Origin of the sequence: Marinobacter sp. 1-4A (assembly GCF_016597725.1) — a bacterium.
GTDB lineage: Bacteria > Pseudomonadota > Gammaproteobacteria > Pseudomonadales > Oleiphilaceae > Marinobacter.
The window spans coordinates 45600-64853 of record NZ_VCGY01000001.1; the positions used below are offsets into that span (position 1 = coordinate 45600).

Here is a 19254-nt window from a genome sequence, read left to right on the forward strand (position 1 = left end):
TTAGGACAGCTTTTTAAGCAGATCCTGAGCTTCGGCTTTCTGTCCGTCATCACCCTCAAGGGCCACTTCTTCCAGAATGTCACGGGCTCCATCACTGTCGCCCATCTCTATGTAGGCTCGCGCCAAGTCAAGCTTAGTTGCGGCCTCATCAGTGCCGGCGAGGAAATCGAAGTCATCATCGTCACCGATATCATCTTCATCGATATCCGCAAGCGGTGATTTTGACGCCTCGTCCTTCACTTCATCAGACGCTACGGGCAAATCTTCATCCGGGAGAGCGTCGTCAGAGTCAGCAAGAGAGCCATCAGCGTCGGCAAGAGAACCATCTACGTCCGGTACAGACTCGTCAACGTCAGACAAAGAACCGTCAGCGTCTTCCGAGAGCGCATCGCCAAGTTCCAGGTCGTCATCCAGATCATCCAGATCATCCAGATCATCCAGATCATCCAGAGATGGTTCTTTATCTTCTAGGCCAGCATTGGCTGAGTCTGCCGAGTCCGAGAACTCTTCCATCAGGGCAAGATCTTCATCGGAGACATCCAATTCAAGATCATCCAAAGTGGACTCTTCCATCTCCGACCCGCCAAGCTCTTCCTCTTCGCCAGCAACCTTATCCAGCTCCGCATCGAGTTCATCCAAGAAAGACTCATCCAGCGCGTCAAGGTCTGAGCTAAGTGCATCCTCAGCTTCCGGATCACTCTCTAGCTTGCTCTCAACGTCACTTTCTAATTCATTCTCTAGCTCATCGAGTGACGTCTCGGATTCAAACTCATCGTTTAGTTCGAAACCTGATAGCTCATCGAGCTCTCCGAGGGATTCTTCCAGCGATTTCTCTGACGATTCGTCCAGATCAGATCCTTCGAGAGATTCCTCAAGAGAGTCTTCCGGGTCATCAAGGTCTATCTCGAGAGAAGAAAAGTCGCTCTCCTCGTCCAAAAGGTCAGATTCCGGAGTTTGCTCCGAGCCTGTAACATCGGATTCCAGCGGGTCTGCCGCTTCGTCTTTAGTTTTCGGAAGCTCTAGCCCTGACAGATCGTATTCAATCAGATCGTCTGACTCGTTCTTTTCTCCCTCGCCCGTTTCGTCGTCGGCCTTGGCGTCAGCAGCGCTTTCTGCACCTTCAACGGTATCGGAATCAAAGTCGGACAAATCGGAGTCAAAATCACCGAACTCGTTCTCAACCTGCTCTTCGCGGCCAGCGTCATATTGATCCGCCACGAGTTCGTCAGATAAGGACGAACCGGAACGAAGCTGAGACTCTAAGTCATCAATGCTTGGCATTGATTCAGCTTCCTCTAGGCGGGTTCGAAGCTCGTTCGCCTGCGCAAGCGCTTCGTCATCGCCCAGTGTCTCGATTTCGCCGAACTGCTTCTCGAAGGAGTCGCGTTCTTGGTTGTCAGCGTAGACAGCTAGAAGTTTCAGGCGCAGATCTGTGCGGCTTGGCTCACGGGAGATAGCTGCTTCCAGAACCTGCGTCGCCTGATCATAACGACCGTAGGCTATGTATGTATCAGCTTCTTCCAGAGCGTCGCTATTACCATCGCTCTGCGCTGGCTCATCGTCATCCAGGCTCAGATCGAAGGTATCGTCAGACCCGCCAGGCTCACTATTGAGCTGCTCATAAAACTCTTTCTCGCGGTTCGCATTGCGGCGAGCGAGGAGCAAAAGAACCAACAACAAAATAACCAAACCACCCCCAAGAGCGATCTGGTACAGGGTGTTATTGGCAATCGCGTCAATCACGTTCCCCGGGAAGCCCTTATCAGCAACTGGCTCAGGCTTAGGCTTGGCTTCAGGTGCCTCTGATTTTTCGGGCTGCTCTGGCTGTGCGGCTGCCATCGGGGCAGCGTCGCTTCCTGCAGAGTCCATATCCTGCTCGGCATCGGTCATGTCGTCAGCAAGCTGAGCGCCGGGAACCGTTTCTGCAACTTCAGCTTCTTCACCGGCTATCTCTGCATCAGAGATAGCTTCCATACCAGCGACATCAGATTCGTCAGGTGGGACCTCTTCAGTGCCAGACTCGGCGGGCGCCTCTACTGTTTCCTCGGCTCCATCTTCAACAGAGAAGTCACCAGTCTCTTTAGGTTCCGTCTCTGCCATAGGATCCGCAGTATCAGGAGCGGCTTCCGCGAGTTCGGAATCTGTTGTGCTTTCACCTGTATTTGCAGTGGCATCAGCAAGATCAGAACCGGGCGCTGCTTGATCAGTCGCTACACTGCCCGTTCCGGCGCCTTGCTGCATTTCTGCTAACTGACTGTTTTTGAGCTCCAGCAAACGTTGCAGTGTTTGTACTTGATCCTGAAGATCGTCAACCCGTGTGTTGAGCTCTTCGTTCTCACGCCGGGCGCTTTCGAGCTCTTCCATAGCAACTGCGGTACCGGCATCGACACCACCGGGAAGCTTGCCGTCACCACCAGCAGAGCCGCCATCGGCCTCACTGCGACTGCCGGCATCATCGGCAACCAGAAGTTTGAGCTCATCACCACCCGCGGAAGCTTGGCCAGTCGCGCCGGTTCCAGACGGCTGGGCGGGCGTAGCATCTACTGTGCGCTTGGGCTGCTGGAATTCTTGATTCTGCTGGGCTACCGCACGGGTTGCCTCTGCACGGCTGCGGTTGCGGATCTGATCTGCGGTTGGAACACGCAGCACCTGACCTCGTTTGAGTCGGTTGATGTTATTGCCAATGAATGCATCGGGATTCAGGTCTTGCAATGCAAGCATAACCTGTTGCATCGAGAGGCTGTTGTCTGGCCGAACTGCAGAGGCAATGGTCCAAAGCGTGTCATTTGCCCCCGTAGGGCCAAAAGTATCCGACCCATAGCCACGACTCTGCACCTGCCCTGCACTAGTCTGGCGACGAGCCGATTCGGCACTTCGGGCCGGTGCAGTTGTTCGGGCTTGCGCGGAAGGGGCGCGAACCTGCTCCGACACACCGGACTCTTCGGCGTAAACGGGGGGATCTACTAATACTGCGTATTCACGCATTAGCCGGCCGTTAGGCCAGGTCAGTTCCAGCAAGAAGTTGAGATATGGCTCTCGCAAGGGCTCCTGCGAGGTTACATTCACCATCAGACTACCATCGGCGCCCGTAACCACGCTAAAACGGAGTTTGCCTACAAATGGGCTTCGCTGCAGCCCCAGTCTCTGATAAGCCATTTCCGGAGCTATGTTCACAAACACATCACCGGGATCTACGCCCCGACTTTGCGGCAGAACAATCTCTGCTTCCATGGGTTCATTCAGATAGGACTGAAGTTCAATTTCACCCAGCCCGAGGGCTTGAGCAACCCCGGACCCGAGCCCTCCCGCCAGAGCCAGTGCAACCGCAAGCTTGCGTACCTTCATGCTTTTTCCTTTCCAGTCTCCGTTATCCGATACCGTTTTTCTACACAGCACCGAACGAGGTGAGGTGACTTTCGTCTGGATACTTCAGATTTAATGTGTCGAAGCTGTCGAAACTTTAACGTTCAGTTCGGCAAGTATTGTTGATAAAACCTCTTTTATCAATCAATCAGCCGCATTCCTTGCACCATTTTTTTATCAGTTGCACGGAACTCCCTAGTGTTCCTGAAAATAACAGGGGCGGAGCCTGAAATCAGCCTCCGCCCCCTAACCGGCTTTCTGAAACCGGACACAGTTGGCATTAATTGCCTCTGTGTAACATTTCTTAACGCGCCTGCAATATCCGTAACATACGGCGTAGGGGCTCAGCAGCGCCCCAGAGCAGCTGATCACCCACGGTGAACGCAGAAATGTACTCTGGGCCCATAGCGAGCTTTCGGATGCGCCCTATGGGCACGCTCAGGGTGCCTGTTACCTTGGCAGGTGTCAGCTCTTCGATGGTTGCATCACGATCATTCGGTATGACTTTTACCCAGTCGTTGGCTTTTGCCAGAATCGACTCGATTTCTGCAACCGTCAGGTCTTTCTTGAGTTTGATGGTCAGCGCCTGACTGTGGGAACGCATGGCGCCAATTCGCACACAGATCCCATCAATTGGAATCGGATTGTCTGAGCGACCAAGGATTTTATTGGTCTCAACACCCGCCTTCCACTCTTCTTTGCTCATGCCGTTATCAAGTTGCTTATCGATAAACGGTATTAGACTACCAGCTAGAGGAACCTGGAAATGCTCGGTGGGAAATCCATCAGAACGCATGGTTTCAGTAATCTTGCGGTCGATGTCCAAAATCGCAGAGGACGGGCTAGCCAGCTCGTCACTAACACTGCGGTTCAGCTCACCCATCTGGTTAAGCAGTTCGCGCATGTTTTGCGCACCGGATCCAGAAGCCGCCTGATAAGTCATAGGCGATACCCACTCGATCAGGTCTTGCTCGAGCAGACCACCAAGAGCCAGCATCATCAAACTTACAGTGCAGTTGCCACCGATGTAGTCTTTAACGCCTTTATCGAGAGCTGCATCGATCACATTGCGGTTCACTGGATCCAACACAATAACGGAATGATCCGCCATGCGAAGCGAAGATGCCGCATCAATCCAGTAACCTTGCCAACCTGCATCACGCAGCTTCTGGTAAACCGCGCTTGTGTAATCACCACCCTGACATGTCAAAACCACATCCAGAGTTTTAAGGGTTTCGATATCGAAAGCATCCTGCAAAGGCGGCACGCCGTCTTTGCCCACATCCGGAGCTGGTTGACCAGCCTGAGATGTGGTGAAAAATACCGGTTCGATATCAGCGAAATCGTTTTCTTCGCGCATGCGCTGCATGAGCACTGAGCCCACCATGCCGCGCCAACCTACAAGTCCAACTCGCTTCATGTGCGACCTTTGAACCTCGCGTTATGCCCGCCCTCAACCTTTATCGCTGGCAGGGACAGGGTGAATGATCCCGCAGCAACCGCGTCGTGTTGCTGTCGGGGATTATCGTAATTTACAGAGCAGCCAGTACCGCATCACCCATTTCGCGAGTAGAAACCCGGGTACCGCCTTCCGACATGATATCTGCCGTGCGCAGCCCCTGATCCAGTACCTTGTTCACAGCTGCCTCTATGGCCGCCGCAGCCTTTTCTTCATCAAGACTGTACCGCAACATCATGGCAGCACTGATAATTGTAGCCAGCGGGTTGGCAATGCCTTTGCCCGCTATATCTGGTGCCGACCCATGGCAAGGCTCATACATACCCTGCTTTTCAGAATTCAGAGATGCTGACGGCAACATACCAATAGAACCTGTGAGCATGGCTGCTTCGTCTGAAAGAATATCACCAAACATGTTGCCAGTCACAATCACGTCGAACTGCTTGGGAGCACGAACCAGTTGCATTGCGGCGTTATCCACGTACATATGAGAGAGTTCTACGTCCGGATACTCACTCTTCAATTCGTTCATGATCTCACGCCACAAAACGGTCACTTCGAGAACATTGGCTTTGTCTACGGAGCACAGTTTTTTGCCACGCTGCTGCGCAGCCTCGAACGCAACCCGGCCGATGCGGCGAATTTCAGACTCCGTGTAGGCATAGGTGTTGTAGCCCTGACGCTCGCCGCTTTCGAGCTGACGAACACCGCGCGGCTGGCCAAAGTAGATACCGCCTGTGAGCTCACGCACAATCATGATATCCAGACCGGAAACCACCTCGGGCTTGAGGGAGGATGCAGACGCAAGTTGCGGATAAAGAATAGCCGGACGCAGGTTGGCAAACAGCTTCAGATTCGAGCGCAAGCCAAGCAACCCCTTCTCCGGGCGCTTTGCCATAGGAAGACTGTCCCACTTTGGACCACCTACGGCGCCCAACAGAATCGCATCGGCCTTGCGGGCCATATCCAGTGTCTCGTCCGGCAAGGGGTTATCAGCTTCGTCCAACGCAGCTCCACCAACGAGGCCGGTATTAAACGTAAGCTTCAGGTCAAATTTTTCATTAATGGCGTGCAGGATTTTTTCGGCTTCTGCAACGATTTCAGGACCTATGCCGTCACCCGGCAGAAGAAGTACATTTCTGGACATGATGAGCTTCCAAATCTTGGTAAACCGGGCCACTTTGGCACGGCGAATTAATTATCGCCGGGTGACGACTCACGCACCCGGCTGGTAAGGGCACTATATATCTCAGCTGCTCACCGGAGCGCAGCCTACTGGCCAGCGCCAAATAGCCAAGGAGCTGTTTGGCGGCGCTGATCTTCATAGGATTTGATCAGCTCTGCGTCTTCCAGAGTTACGCCAATATCATCGAGACCATGCAACAAGCAATGGCGACGGAAATCATCCACATCGAAACCGAAAGACTCACCAGACGGCGTGACCACGGTTTTCGCCTCCAGATCTACGGTCAGCTTGTAGCCTTCAGAAGCCTCTGCTTCCTGAAACAACTGATCAACAATTTTTTCTTCAAGAACAATAGGTAACAACCCATTCTTAAAGCAATTATTATAGAAAATATCCGCAAAGCTCGGAGCGATAATAACCCGAAAACCGTAATCATCAAGTGCCCAAGGAGCATGCTCGCGACTTGAGCCACAACCAAAATTGCTTCTGGCCAAAAGTACGCTAGCGCCCTTGTAACGGGGCTGATTGAGCACAAAGTCCGGGTTCAGCGGCCGCTGGGAACTGTCTTGGTCGGGCTTGCCTTCGTCGAGATAGCGCAGCTCATCAAACAGGTTGGGGCCAAAGCCCGTGCGCTTGATGGATTTCAAAAACTGCTTGGGAATAATCATGTCCGTATCCACATTGGAACGGTCCATGGGGGCAACAAGGCCTTGGTGTTGCGTAAATGCGCGCATGGTTCTGTTCTCTCCTGTGGCTCAGTTCAGCAATTCGCGAACATCAACAAAGTGACCGGCGATTGCGGCGGCGGCTGCCATGGCAGGGCTCACCAAGTGCGTCCGGCCCCCAAAGCCCTGACGGCCCTCAAAGTTACGGTTAGACGTAGAAGCGCAGTGCTCCCCCTGTCCCAACTTGTCAGCATTCATAGCCAGACACATGGAACAGCCCGGATCGCGCCATTCAAGGCCAGCATCCATGAAAATCTGATCAAGACCCTCGGCTTCCGCCTGCGCCTTCACCAAACCGGAACCCGGAACCACCATCGCCTGCTTCAGGCTCTTCGCCACCTTACGCCCTTTCACCACAGACGCGGCCTCACGCAGATCTTCAATGCGACTGTTGGTGCAGGAACCGATAAATACCCTGTCGAGCATTATATCTGTGATCGCCTGATTTGCCTGCAGGCCCATATATTTAAGGGCGCGTTCGATGCCTTCGCGCTTAATGGGGTCCTCTTCTTTGGCTGGGTCAGGCACATTACCGGTCACGTCCGCAACCATCTCAGGAGACGTACCCCAACTTACCTGCGGCATGATGTCCGCGCCGTCCAACTCAACAACCTTGTCGAACTCCGCGTCCAAATCACTGTGTAAGGTGCGCCAGTATTTAACCGCGGCATCCCACGCATCGCCCGTAGGTGAGAAAGGCCGACCTTTCACATATTCAATGGTCGTGCCATCTACAGCAACCATTCCCACCCGAGCACCGGCTTCAATGGCCATATTACAAATGGTCATCCGACCTTCCATGCTCAAGTTCTGGATTGCCTCACCACCAAACTCGATCGCGTAGCCAGTACCGCCAGCGGTACCTATTTTACCGATGATGGCCAGTACAACATCTTTACCGGTAACACCTTTACCAAGCTGGCCGTTTACCTTCACCAGCATGTTCTTCATCTTCTGCTGCACCAAACACTGGGTTGCCAGCACATGCTCAACTTCGGATGTACCTATGCCATGGGCAAGGCAACCAAATGCACCGTGGGTAGACGTATGGGAGTCACCACACACAATGGTCATGCCCGGCAGAGTGGCGCCCTGCTCCGGCCCAATTACATGCACAATACCCTGACGCTGATCCATGATCTTGAATTCAAGAATACCGAACTCATCGCAGTTCTTGCCCAGCGTTTCTACCTGAATACGGGAAACAGGATCAACGATACCCTCAATGCCCTTCTCGCGATCCGTAGTAGGAACGTTATGGTCCGGTGTTGCCAAATTGGCATCAATCCGCCACGGCTTGCGGTTGGCCAAGCGCAGCCCCTCAAAGGCCTGCGGTGACGTTACTTCGTGCAGCAAATGACGATCAATGTAAATCAGCGCAGAACCATCATCCCGCTGCTTGATCAAATGATCGTCCCACAACTTATCGTATAAGGTCTTACCCGCCATGACTCTCTCACTTTCTGGAGGTTCAGTTTTTAGTGCTATCTATGGCTATTCAGCCTAAATCTTGCACCTATCATACAGCCACAGAAAACATAACCGCAATTCATGTTTATCATTCATCGCATTCCGTTTGGTTATACGTTAGCCTTTGCTAACAAACATAGCGGGAACATAAATCGTGGACTCAAACGCACTCAAAGCCTTCATTACCATTGTCGACCAAGGCTCTTTCTCAGAAGCTGCCGAGCTCTTGCACCTAAGCCAACCCGCCATCAGCAAACGCCTTGCGGCTCTAGAAAACCAACTTGGCGAAACACTGATCGACCGAAGCCAAAGACAAATCCGCCTCACCGACTCCGGAGGCCGACTGCTACCCCACGCGCGCAAAATCCTCGACGAAATCCACAACGCCCGCATCGCCCTCTCGCCAGATTCCGGCTTGCTGGAAGGCGAGTTGCACATCATCGCCAGCCACCACATAGGCCTTCACCACCTACCCAAATGGCTAAGACGGTTCAAACGTGAATACCCTCAGGTAACCATAAACCTACAGTTCATGGAATCCGACGCCGCCTACGAACAGATGCGAAAACGCAACGCCGAACTGGCCTTCGTAACACTCAGCGACAGCATGCCCGCCAGCTTCCACGTATTCGCCCAGTGGCCAGACCCCATGGCCTTTGTCGTGGGCACCGACCACCCGTTGACTTCAATAAAAGCACCCAAGCTAGCTGATCTGGCACAGCACCCGGCCCTACTCCCGGATACCTCAACTTCAACCTATCGGGTAGTAAGCCGTCTATTTCTGGAGGCAAACCTACCCCTGCACCCACAAATGCCCACCAACTACCTAGAAACCCTAAAAATGATGACCAGCGTCGGCCTCGGCTGGAGCGTATTACCACTACGCATGGCAGATGAAAGCCTGAAAGTGCTTGAAGGCGTACTGGCGAAAGGAACAGAAACTGGAAACTCGGTTACACGGGTTCTTGGCGGCATTGGACTAACCGGCCGGCAACCGGGTAACGCCGCTAAGGCGTTGCTGAGGATTGTTCAAGAAGAAGAGGAACTCTGAGGCCGCTCACCGAAGATCGGTAGCTTGGTGCTGGCTCGGCCATTCAAAAACGTGGAGCGCCAAGGATGGCGCGACCGAGCCCTACATGGAAGTATTCACGGGCGCTTTTTGAATGGCCGAGCCAGCACCAAGCGTCTGCACCAAAGCCTCAGGATCAAAGCTGCCCAATAACCGGCGTAGCAACAGAAACATCGCCATTCTGACCACGATGGCGCAAATAATGATCCATCAACACAATCGCCATCATCGCCTCAGCAATCGGCGTAGCCCGAATACCCACACAAGGATCGTGCCGACCAGTCGTAATAACCTCCACCGGATTACCGTGCACATCAATACCGCGCCCCGGCAAACGCAAACTCGACGTCGGCTTCAGAGCAATACTCGCAAGTAGCGGCTGTCCCGACGAAATCCCCCCAAGCACACCGCCAGCATGATTCGACAAAAAGCCCTCAGGCGTCATCTCATCCCGATGCTCCGTACCCTTTTGCGTAATGCACCCAAAGCCCGCACCAATCTCAACGCCCTTCACCGCATTGATACTCATCAGAGCATGCGCCAAATCCGCATCCAGCCGATCAAATACCGGCTCACCCAACCCCGGCGGCACACCTTCAGCTACCACATTAATCCGTGCGCCAATAGAATCGCCTTCCTTGCGAAGAGCATCCATATAGGCTTCCATCTCCGGCACCTTATCGGCATCCGGGCAGAAAAACGGATTTTGGTGCACTTGATCCCAATCGAGCTTCTCTGCTCGTACCGGCCCAAGCTCCGACAAATACCCACGGATACGAATACCCAAACGCTCCTGCAAAAACTTCCGAGCCACCGCACCGGCTGCAACCCGCATAGCCGTTTCACGGGCCGAAGAACGGCCACCGCCACGGTAATCCCGCACCCCATACTTATGCATATAGGTGTAGTCGGCATGGGCCGGGCGGAACTGCTCTGAAATCTTTGAGTAATCCTTCGAACGCTGATCTGTATTTTCAATCATCAGCCCTATGGGCGTGCCCGTGGTTTTACCCTCGAACACACCGGAAAGAATGCGAACCTCATCCGCCTCACGGCGCTGAGTGGTGTGCCGGGAAGTGCCGGGCTTACGGCGATCCAGGTCTACCTGCATATCGGCCTCTGAAAGCTCCAACCCCGGCGGGCAGCCATCAATAATACAGCCCAGAGCAGCCCCATGGCTCTCACCAAACGTTGTAACAGAAAACAGTTTTCCGAAAGTATTTCCTGACATAATTCAATATCTTGTAAAGGTGATGTAAGAAATTAGATTAACGATTTTTCTGCCACTGGCGGAGGTCCTGCTCGGTAATCGCAAAAACACCGTCGCCGCCATGACTAAACTCCAGCCAAGTAAACGGGAGCTCAGGATAAGCTTCATCCAGAGCCACCCAGCTATTACCCACCTCGACCACCAGCAAGCCGCCGGGCGTTAGATGCTCCGCTGCTCCGGCAATAATCCGATGGGCAATGTCCAACCCATCATCGCCTGCTGCAAGCCCCAACACCGGCTCATGATGAAACTCGTCCGGCATGTCACCCATGTCTTCCGCATCAACATAAGGCGGATTACTGACAATGATATCGTACTGATCGGTGATATTCGCGAACACATCCGACTCTACCGTTCGCACCCGGCCATGCAGCTCATGCAAGTCAATGTTGGATTCCGCGACTGCCAGAGCATCAGGCGAGATGTCCGACAAATCAACGGTGGCATTCTCGAATACCGAGGCCACCCCGATGCCGATGCAGCCGCTTCCGGTGCAAAGATCGAGAACTCGCTCAACAGGCTTATCGCCAAGCCAGGGCTGAAATCCGTTTTCAATCAGCTCCCCAATTGGGGAACGTGGCACTAAAACCCGTTCATCCACATTAAACGGCATACCCATAAACCAAGCTTCACCCAACAGATATGCTAGTGGAACACGCTCGTCGATGCGGCGGCGGAGGCGCTCAAGAATGAGCAAGCGTTCTTCGCGGGTCAGCCGGGCATCCAGAAACAGGGTGTTGTTTTCTAGCGGTAAGTGTAGGCTGCGCATCACCAACTGTACGGCCTCATCCCACACGTTATCCGTGCCATGGCCGAAAAAAACCGGCGAAGCGGCAAACTGTGAAGACGCATAACGAAGGTAATCGCGAACGGTTTGAAGGTCGTCAATCGGGCTGGTCACAAACACTGTTTCCTGTCATGTCGGATTCAGCGCGGATTATACGCTGTTTCAAGGCCTTGCTACAGCCACCAAATTAGGGATCAGCCTTATAGGCTTATACAGCCAAAGGCCCGGAGCTGTTCCGATTTTCTTCAAACCGATCCAAAGCCGCATTCATGCGCTCGCGACCCAATTGAATCAGTTCTGGAGCTTTATGGAAGTCATAAATCCGGCAGGAGTTTTTTGGAATGTTGACCAACAAATCGGGCGGGTAACCGGCAATCTTGTATTGCACCAGAGCACTCTGCATGGTTTCAATGGTTAGGTTCATCACATCAAATTTGCCGAGACCCAACTTGTCCCAATTGATTGTTTCGTGTGTTTCCTGACGCTTATCGTCCTCTTGTTTATTCCGGCTCTTTTTCTGCACTTCTTTCGAGAGTTTATCCTCAGGGCTGTCGTCAACACCCGGCTTTCCAGCGCCCAGAGATTTTAACCCGTCCCAGTCAAACCAGCGGGATGCCTTATCGCGGAACCTATCCACCCACTCGTCAGCATCTTCGCTGGGACTGCCCTGCTGATTATGGTTGAACGCGGCATCGGGTAACCGTTGCCTACGGTCTTCTTCACCACTGAGATTCACTGCCACAACAAGATCAGCGTGGGCCGAAATGGTAGGAATAATAGGAAGCGGATTTAGCAATGCACCATCAACCAGAACTCGCCCATCGAGAACCATAGGGGTAACAACGCTTGGAATGGCCACAGATGCCCGAATTGCTCTGTCTAACGGGCCCTCTTGAAACCAAATTTCCTTATGTGCCAACAAATCCGTTGCAACGGCGGTGTAATGCAATGGCAGATTCTCAATTCGAGTATCTCCCAGCATCTCCCGCACGATTGAGAAGATTTTTTCCCCTCGAATTGCACCAACCGAGTTGAAGGTTAGATCCAGCAACTTGAGCACATCAAATTGGCCCAGCCCAGTTACCCAGTCTTTGTAGTCTTGCATCTTGCCTGCTGCATACATCCCGCCCACCAGAGCACCCATGGAGCAGCCGGAAATAGCCACAATGTTATAGCCGCGTTCGGCAAGAACTTCGATAGCACCTATGTGGGCATAGCCTCTTGCACCGCCACTGCCCAAGGTTAAGGCAACAGTCTGGCGTTTGCGCTCAGGCGGCTTAGGCTTAGTGCTGGCGTTCGACTCGACGGCCGATAGGTCTGAACTCTCCAGAACCTTGGATGCATCATTATCAGGCACTTGACTACCCCGTTAAGGCTTCTTCTTTAGATCTACTGCGTCACAACCATTACTTCAACCCGATCGCCTTGGCGAGCAGCATCCGAAACAACCACAGACGGCCCCACAATGACCAATTCCTGCTGTTGTCTGGAAACACCGGTTTTCGCCAAAACCTCGGAAAGCGACTCTGCCGCCTTGCGGGCTCGCTCCATGGCACCGCTGAAGGACTCATTCTCACCAAGCGCGGAATACCCGACAAGAATCACTTGGGCGCCTTCAACCCGGGCAAGTTCACTCACCTTACGGCGATCCGTGGCCTGCCAGTTAAACCGGTAAGTAACGCCTCCCTGCCAGGGCACAATTACTGGCCCCACAATACGGTTATTAACCGAGCCAAGGCCTGGAATTGAGGCGCCAGACGCGACCTTCAAGTGCTCTACCCACACGTACTCTCTAAGATTACCCCTAGTAACCGTATAAACAGACGTCAGCCAGCGGCTGCCATCGTCGGCTACTACACCTGCCACCAAATAATCTTGAGTGCCGTCCCTCCCGTAGAGAACGGGTTGATTGAATATCTGGTTTGCCCACACATTGCTGCGGCCACACCGAATGCCCGAGCACTCGAATAATATTTGCGCGCCACGATCACGCAGCAGCCCAAGGTAGTGTTCCAACGCTTCCCGGCGGTTGGCATCCCGTGAAATCTGGTAGAGGCGACCCTCCCCGGACACCGGTAACCGTGCCATGGTTTCTGAGCGAATCTCGTTGTTAACCTCCCGTACCGGGCTGAACAATACAAGGTGGCCCGACGATTCAATAGGCGCAGTTACTTCGAGCGTGGACTGCGCAAAGGGCTCCGGCGCAGTTTCAGGCAGCGCAGCACTGGCAACAGCCGAAGCTGTTGATAGCAGCACAGAAGTCATAAAGCTCAATACAAAAAACTTTGGCAAGGTATTACTCATTCTCAAGAAAGTGTCTGACAGCATCGACAACCGGGCGAGTATGCCCATCAAGGTGACAATGATGCCCTCCGGGCACATCCACCGTGTGCAAATCTGGTATGGCGTCCGCACGGCTATCCAGCCCTTTCCGGTTTGCCAGCAACCCTTCACGGGCGCGCACAAACAGAGTTGGTGCCTTAACAGCCTTTAGCGACGCCAAGACTTGCTCCTCTGTCATCATCAATGGAGACGGGTGCCTTAACCGCGCATCTGTGCGCCAACCGTAACCACCGTCTTCAGGCTTCAGGTTCCTGCGAATCAGCGCCAGTGCCGCTTCATGGCTTAGCGGGCTTAACCCGCCCTCACGAACCTTGGCCGCCGTCACAACGTCCGGATAAACCGCTGGCCGACCAGAACCTGCGATACGTTTTTTGATGGACTTACGAAGCTGTGGAACCGTCTCACTGACGGGTCGGCTAAGTGCGCCGAGGCTATCGATCATAACCAGCTTGCGCACCCGCTCCGGAAACGCCGCAGCGTAGAGTGCGCCCACAATGCCGCCTAATGAATGGCCAACCACATCCACCTGTTCGAACTGCCCGGATTCGCAGAAGTGCGTTTCAATCAGTTCGGCAAGGTCCGCAACGTAATCCATTAACTGGTAACTTTGCCCAGCCGGGCGATGGCCGGAATGCCCGTGACCTGCCATATCCACAGCATACAGCGACGACCACTGCGCCAGTTCCGGCGCTATTTTGGAGAAAGTCAGACTGTTATCCAGCCAACCATGAAGCATGATCACGGGCGGCTCGGCAGATTTCTGAGCATCCGATGCTGGCCAACTGAGACCTGCAAGCGTGATGTGCCTCAGGGGCCACACCATCTCGTAGGCCCCTGCCGAACTACCCGCATCAGCGGCCGAAAGGGCAAGATCGTTCATCTGGGAAGCGGGCCTCACATTGTGTGTGTCGGGCGATCAGAGCTGAGCGAGCCTGCAAGATAGGATTCAATCTTGGTCTTGGCGCTTTCATCATCGCCATTGAACTGAACACCAATGCCAGCCGCACGGTTCCCTTGCGCGCCTTTAGGCGTAATCCAGATAACCTTGCCTGCAACCGGCAGCTTCTCCGGCTCATCCATCAGGTTTAGTAGCAGAAACACTTCATCGCCGAGCTGGTATTGCTTTTGGGTAGGTATAAAAAGACCACCCTGGCGAATGTATGGCATGTAAGCGGCGTATAAAACCGCTTTGTCCTTAATCGTCAGGGTAAGAATGCCGCTGCGCGCACCAAATCCGGGCCCCATATCTGACACCTTCTAAAATGAATGTTAAAACGTTAAACCAAACGTGCGGGAGAAAAACCCCTGATAATCCCTGATGATAGCAGGTGTTCTTGCTAAACGCGCAATCACGACGCCCGACGCTTTGTGGGCATCAGCTCACGCCAAGCAATCAGCAACCGACTGGCCTCGAGCTCGGGGTTGACGTTATATACACCAGCCGCCCGGGTCTCGCGCACCTGATCCAGCAACTCATGGGCACGCCAAGCCGGGTTTCTACTCGCCAAAAAACCCAACATTTCCCTGGCTTCATGATCGTTTGCTGTACCTCCGGCACATAACCGGGCCAAGTCCGAGGCCCAGCCTTCAAACAGCCAAAGCATGTCTTCCAATCCCAATGCTTTAAAAGCCTTAGCCGCCTCAGCGACCGCGACCTGACCTTTCATAAACTGACGAAACTTGTCGAACGCCTCATCCCGCAGCGCCGGAAACTCGCCAGTGGCGTACTCCAGCGCCAATCGCGGTGCATTACCCGCCAGCATTAGGGACTTGACCATAAGCTCTGGAGAGGGCTGCTTGCCACCTTCAAGCTCCGCGACCTCGCTAACAAGCCACTGCTCGGCCTGCTCAGCGGAGGGAACTGGAATGGACACTACCTGACATCGGGAACGGATGGTTGGCAAAACAGGCCGACCACTCTCTTGTAAAAGTATAAGCACAAAATCAGCTACCGGCTCTTCGAGGGTTTTCAACAAGGCATTGGCAGAGTTGATATTGAGTTGGTCCGCACGGTCGATCACAGCAATCTTGCGTCCGGCAACTTGCGGAGACGATACGGCAAAAGCTGAGAGCTGCCGTACCTGCTCAATTTTTATCATTCGGGACTTTTCCGGTGCATACACCCGAACATCCGGGTGACTGGATGCCGCGATCAGCTGGCATTGGCGGCACTGGCCACAGGCAACCGGCGTTCCGGCTTCCTTATGCAAGGGCGTGGCACACAGCAGCAAACCTGATACGGCATCTGCCCAAGCTCGCTTGCCCACACCACACTCACCGGTCACCAACAGCGCATGGGGAAGCCTACCTTCAGAAAGACGGCTTTGAATCGTTTGCCAAGGTTTTTGAAGCCACGGCATTTTAAAGGCTATATCAGTCACTGAGCTTTCCTGAATGGGCAAGGTGCCGGGGGTTTGAACGCTGGTTTTTGCCAGCTTTGCGAAGCTGTCGCCTCATGGTGGCCAGCAGTCTGCGCATGCGCTGTATCTCATCGCTGCCATCCCTAGCCGAGGCCGATTTGGATTGCGGTCTATAATAATGGCTGTTCACCATCCGGGCAAAAAGCCGTGCGGAATCCGCCACTGCCGGTTCTGCAGCCGCCAGCCGGGAAGCCAAAGCCGACGGTGTTTCGCCACTCCTGACTGGCACCCCTGCACGCTCACATAGCTGATACCAGGCGCCCAACACACGCCCGTAACGATCCCGGCTTGCACCCCGGCGCATTTGCAGCGCCGATATCAAGCCAGCTATAAGAAGCCCCACACCGACAATACCTGCGGTAAGATACCCCAGCTCCTTGATACCGAAGCCGCCGGGCAAACGGGACATGAGATCCATCTGGCTTTGGCCCTGATAACCAACTACCCAGCGCTGCCACTGATAGTTGATGCGATCAAGCTGCTGGCTTGCCCAACGAATAAGCGCTACATCTCCATACCGTTGGGCAGAGGCCCACTCGTTCTCGAGGAATGAGCCTTCCTCGGCCACGGCATCCCGTAAGCCGGATTCAATTCTGTTTGGCGCGATCGCAGCGGTAGGGTCAATGCGCACCCAGCCTTGCCCCTCTACCCAGGCTTCAACCCAAGCGTGGGCGTCGTACTGGCGCACCACAAGGTATTCGTCACCCGCACCACTTTCTCCGCCTTGATAACCGACAACAACTCTTGCAGGAATCCCTGCCGAACGAAGCACAAACGTTGTCGCGCCAGCATAGTGCGCGCAGAACCCGCGCATGTCATCGAATAACAGGCTGTCGATGCCGTTATCGGGCATTCTGGGCGGACGAAGGGTGTAAAAATAGGGTTGCTCCCGGAATCGGCTAAGAAGCGATCGAATGACGCCCACTTCACTGTTGGATTGCCGTAGGTCGGCTGCCAATGCGCGCGCCCTCGGGTTTCCGGAAGCCGGGAGTTGCAGGTAGCGGCGGGCTTGCCCGGGCTCCAAGGTGGGCACCGTTTGCTCTGGCGAGTTGTCACGCGCTAACCTATACCGAACCGGGCTATCCGCTGGGCGGCGGAAGCGGAACAGGTCATCTGCTTCTTTCACAACGTTGTCTGAAACCGCCACAGAGCGTTCGAGTGCAAACGCCCAGCGCTGATCGGTTGGCTCCATCAATACATCGTATTCTTGCGGTTGCAGCTCGCCAACGCCGCCATCCAAATCCACCCGCCCCGGCCGACGGTAAGGCTCATAGCCGCTCTGACGCCAGGTTCCATCGTCAAGGGTGTCCAGAATAAGCCCACGCCAGTACCTATCCCGGTATTCAGGCATGGAGCCACCAAAGGTTACTCGAAAGGCCCGGGCACTGCTTTGTGCCAGGCTGGATATATCCCCGGGCCGCATAGTGTCGCTTATGCCCGTGCGTGCCTTGCCAGACACTAAGGGCACGCTCCATAAAGGCTCCATGCGAGGGAAAAACACAAACAAAAGCACAACAATCGGCAGTACTTTCAACAGCATGACACCTAACCTGCGCCACCCCGCCTTCATACCACCGGGAAGCTCCGGTGCATTGAGCACCTGCAACCCGATCAACAACAAACCAATGGCGCCGATGTTCACTAACGCCCAGTGAACTTCCTGATGAAACAAAAAGTTCACCGTCGCCAGATACACCAAAATATAGAACAGCACATAAAAATCCCGGGCGGTGCGGGTTTCGAGCCACTTCAAGCCAACCGTCAGTACAAAAAACGAAGCCGCTGTGTCTACGGTAAAACTGCCTTGAACGCGAATGAGATACACCGCAATCAATGCCAGCAAAATGCCCGTGCGCAGCCAACGCCCCGGCAAGCGCACACGACCCTGCTGAGCCAGCCAGCGCCAGCCAGCCAAAACAACGCATACCGCCATCAACCACACTGGAAGCCGATCGAACTGAGGCGTCAACAGTAATGCAAAGCTCACCATCAGCCAGAGTAATGCGCGAGACGGCAGGGTGTCGCTTTGCGTTTCTGGCTCCTGCTGGGAGCGATTCCAAAAACTCATATCACGGCTCCCGGCTTCGCTCTTCTACCTGAATCTGTAGTCCGGCGCGTGCCATAGGGCGCACCTACAGCATCCCTTGGTTTTTCCTCACCCCAAACCGCCAAAGCTCTGAGGCAGCGTGTTGCATGGGCCGGGCCAGAATCCGGCTCTATCACCTGCCCCGGCAAGTTCAGGCCAAAGCGGGATCCACTCTTGCCGCGCTCGACCACCAACCAGGATAGATAGCTGAGCCGAACTTCATGATCAGCGCCAGCAAAGGCGTTAAAATCCAACCAATGGGGGCTGCGTTTATCGGCCTCCCAGTCCGCCACCACCATCTGCCCACTGCGGGCAAAACGCTTCCACATAACACGCTGGCTCATATCTCCGTCGCGCCACGGGCGCAGTTCAGCATGGTCGTTCCCTTCCGGAGATCGCGAACTGGCGGTTTGTTCACCATCATCAACCGCACTGACCACATCGGGAGCCGCAATGGGCCGGGGAAACACCACAGCGGTGGAGATTGGGCGCATCCAAGACCAGGCTTTGAGCAAACCGAAGGGGAAACGAGTTTCAATTCGGATGCGGTCCGGGCGGAGATACCCCCGAAAAGCAGAACCTACTGGCAGAGCAACATCGGCAGACTGCCCCGAGGGTACATGACCGATTCGAACCGAGGTGTCACCGTCAGACAGGGTGACGGCTATGGCGTCGTCTTTGCCCGCCGCCGCCCGTAAGCGAAAAAGGATATCATCGCCAGCAAACCCCTCGCCCGTCTGAACGAGCGTAAGCTCAAGGCCCGCAAGGTTGCGGTGGGTTTGGTGCATAGCGCCTACAAACACAGCGCCGAGTAAAAAGGTTACGAGGTAAATCAGGCTGTTCTGGTAATTAATACCGGTGATCAGCATGATCAACAACAGCACCCCGAACACCACGCCGGGCGCCGTTGGCAAAATGAAGAGGTTTCTCTGGGTGAGTAACTGGACATCAGAGCGCGGAATCCGACGGTTTATCCAGCGCTGCCAGCGGCTACGAATTAGTCTGCTCATCATGCCCCTAAGGCCGTTAGATTTATTTAAAGTTCAACACCAAACGTTAACCGCCATGGTAACCCT

At 54.3% G+C, this 19254-nt stretch carries 15 protein-coding genes; 1 reads left to right on the forward strand and 14 read right to left on the reverse strand.

Going from position 1 to position 19254, the window contains the following annotated elements; genetic code table 11:
• The 5 genes from FE845_RS00195 to leuC form a co-directional block, all read right to left on the reverse strand.
• Nucleotides 1-3345 carry a FimV/HubP family polar landmark protein gene (locus tag FE845_RS00195; protein WP_200360639.1) on the reverse strand — a complete coding sequence of 1115 codons (3345 nt, stop codon included), beginning with the start codon at nt 3343-3345 and terminating at the stop codon, nt 1-3.
• Between the two features lie 322 nt (nt 3346-3667).
• The gene (asd, locus tag FE845_RS00200; RefSeq protein WP_200360641.1) at nt 3668-4783 is read right to left on the reverse strand and encodes an aspartate-semialdehyde dehydrogenase; all 1116 of its coding nucleotides are present in this window, start codon (nt 4781-4783) and stop codon (nt 3668-3670) included.
• A 112-nt stretch (nt 4784-4895) separates the two neighbouring features.
• The gene (leuB, locus tag FE845_RS00205; protein ID WP_200360643.1) at nt 4896-5969 is read right to left on the reverse strand and encodes a 3-isopropylmalate dehydrogenase; all 1074 of its coding nucleotides are present in this window, start codon (nt 5967-5969) and stop codon (nt 4896-4898) included.
• Between the two features lie 125 nt (nt 5970-6094).
• Nucleotides 6095-6742, reverse strand: coding sequence for a 3-isopropylmalate dehydratase small subunit (leuD, locus tag FE845_RS00210; RefSeq protein WP_200360645.1), 648 nt, complete (start codon nt 6740-6742; stop codon nt 6095-6097).
• Between the two features lie 21 nt (nt 6743-6763).
• Nucleotides 6764-8182, reverse strand: coding sequence for a 3-isopropylmalate dehydratase large subunit (gene leuC / locus FE845_RS00215; protein ID WP_200360647.1), 1419 nt, complete (start codon nt 8180-8182; stop codon nt 6764-6766).
• Between the two features lie 175 nt (nt 8183-8357).
• Here leuC and FE845_RS00220 point away from each other — a divergent pair, with 175 nt between their 5' ends.
• Complete coding sequence (locus tag FE845_RS00220; RefSeq protein WP_200360649.1) at nt 8358-9254, forward strand: LysR family transcriptional regulator; 897 nt, start codon at nt 8358-8360, stop codon at nt 9252-9254.
• A gap of 154 nt (nt 9255-9408) precedes the next feature.
• Here FE845_RS00220 and aroC read toward each other — a convergent pair whose 3' ends face one another.
• The 9 genes from aroC to FE845_RS00265 all read right to left on the reverse strand — a co-directional run bounded on the left by aroC (nt 9409) and on the right by FE845_RS00265 (nt 19188).
• Complete coding sequence (aroC, locus tag FE845_RS00225; RefSeq protein ID WP_200360658.1) at nt 9409-10503, reverse strand: chorismate synthase; 1095 nt, start codon at nt 10501-10503, stop codon at nt 9409-9411.
• A gap of 37 nt (nt 10504-10540) precedes the next feature.
• Nucleotides 10541-11443, reverse strand: a complete 903-nt coding sequence (gene prmB / locus FE845_RS00230; protein ID WP_200360661.1) for a 50S ribosomal protein L3 N(5)-glutamine methyltransferase — start codon at nt 11441-11443, stop codon at nt 10541-10543.
• A gap of 94 nt (nt 11444-11537) precedes the next feature.
• Nucleotides 11538-12686 carry a patatin-like phospholipase family protein gene (locus tag FE845_RS00235; RefSeq protein ID WP_200360663.1) on the reverse strand — a complete coding sequence of 383 codons (1149 nt, stop codon included), beginning with the start codon at nt 12684-12686 and terminating at the stop codon, nt 11538-11540.
• A gap of 32 nt (nt 12687-12718) precedes the next feature.
• A complete protein-coding gene (locus FE845_RS00240; RefSeq protein ID WP_200360665.1) occupies nt 12719-13633 on the reverse strand; it encodes a DUF4892 domain-containing protein in 915 nt (304 codons plus the stop codon).
• Nucleotides 13626-14552, reverse strand: a complete 927-nt coding sequence (locus FE845_RS00245; RefSeq protein WP_200360667.1) for an alpha/beta fold hydrolase — start codon at nt 14550-14552, stop codon at nt 13626-13628. Before FE845_RS00245 ends, FE845_RS00240 begins: the two co-directional genes overlap by 8 nt.
• A gap of 14 nt (nt 14553-14566) precedes the next feature.
• On the reverse strand, nt 14567-14917 hold the full coding sequence (locus FE845_RS00250; RefSeq protein WP_200200787.1) for a PilZ domain-containing protein: 351 nt from the start codon (nt 14915-14917) through the stop codon (nt 14567-14569).
• A 104-nt stretch (nt 14918-15021) separates the two neighbouring features.
• Nucleotides 15022-16053, reverse strand: a complete 1032-nt coding sequence (holB, locus tag FE845_RS00255; protein ID WP_200360669.1) for a DNA polymerase III subunit delta' — start codon at nt 16051-16053, stop codon at nt 15022-15024.
• On the reverse strand, nt 16046-18160 hold the full coding sequence (locus tag FE845_RS00260) for a transglutaminaseTgpA domain-containing protein (RefSeq protein WP_200360671.1): 2115 nt from the start codon (nt 18158-18160) through the stop codon (nt 16046-16048). Before FE845_RS00260 ends, holB begins: the two co-directional genes overlap by 8 nt.
• Nucleotides 18157-19188: a DUF58 domain-containing protein gene (locus FE845_RS00265; RefSeq protein ID WP_200361827.1), complete on the reverse strand. Its 1032-nt coding sequence runs from the start codon at nt 19186-19188 to the stop codon at nt 18157-18159. Before FE845_RS00265 ends, FE845_RS00260 begins: the two co-directional genes overlap by 4 nt.
• Between the last annotated feature and the right edge of the window lie 66 nt (nt 19189-19254).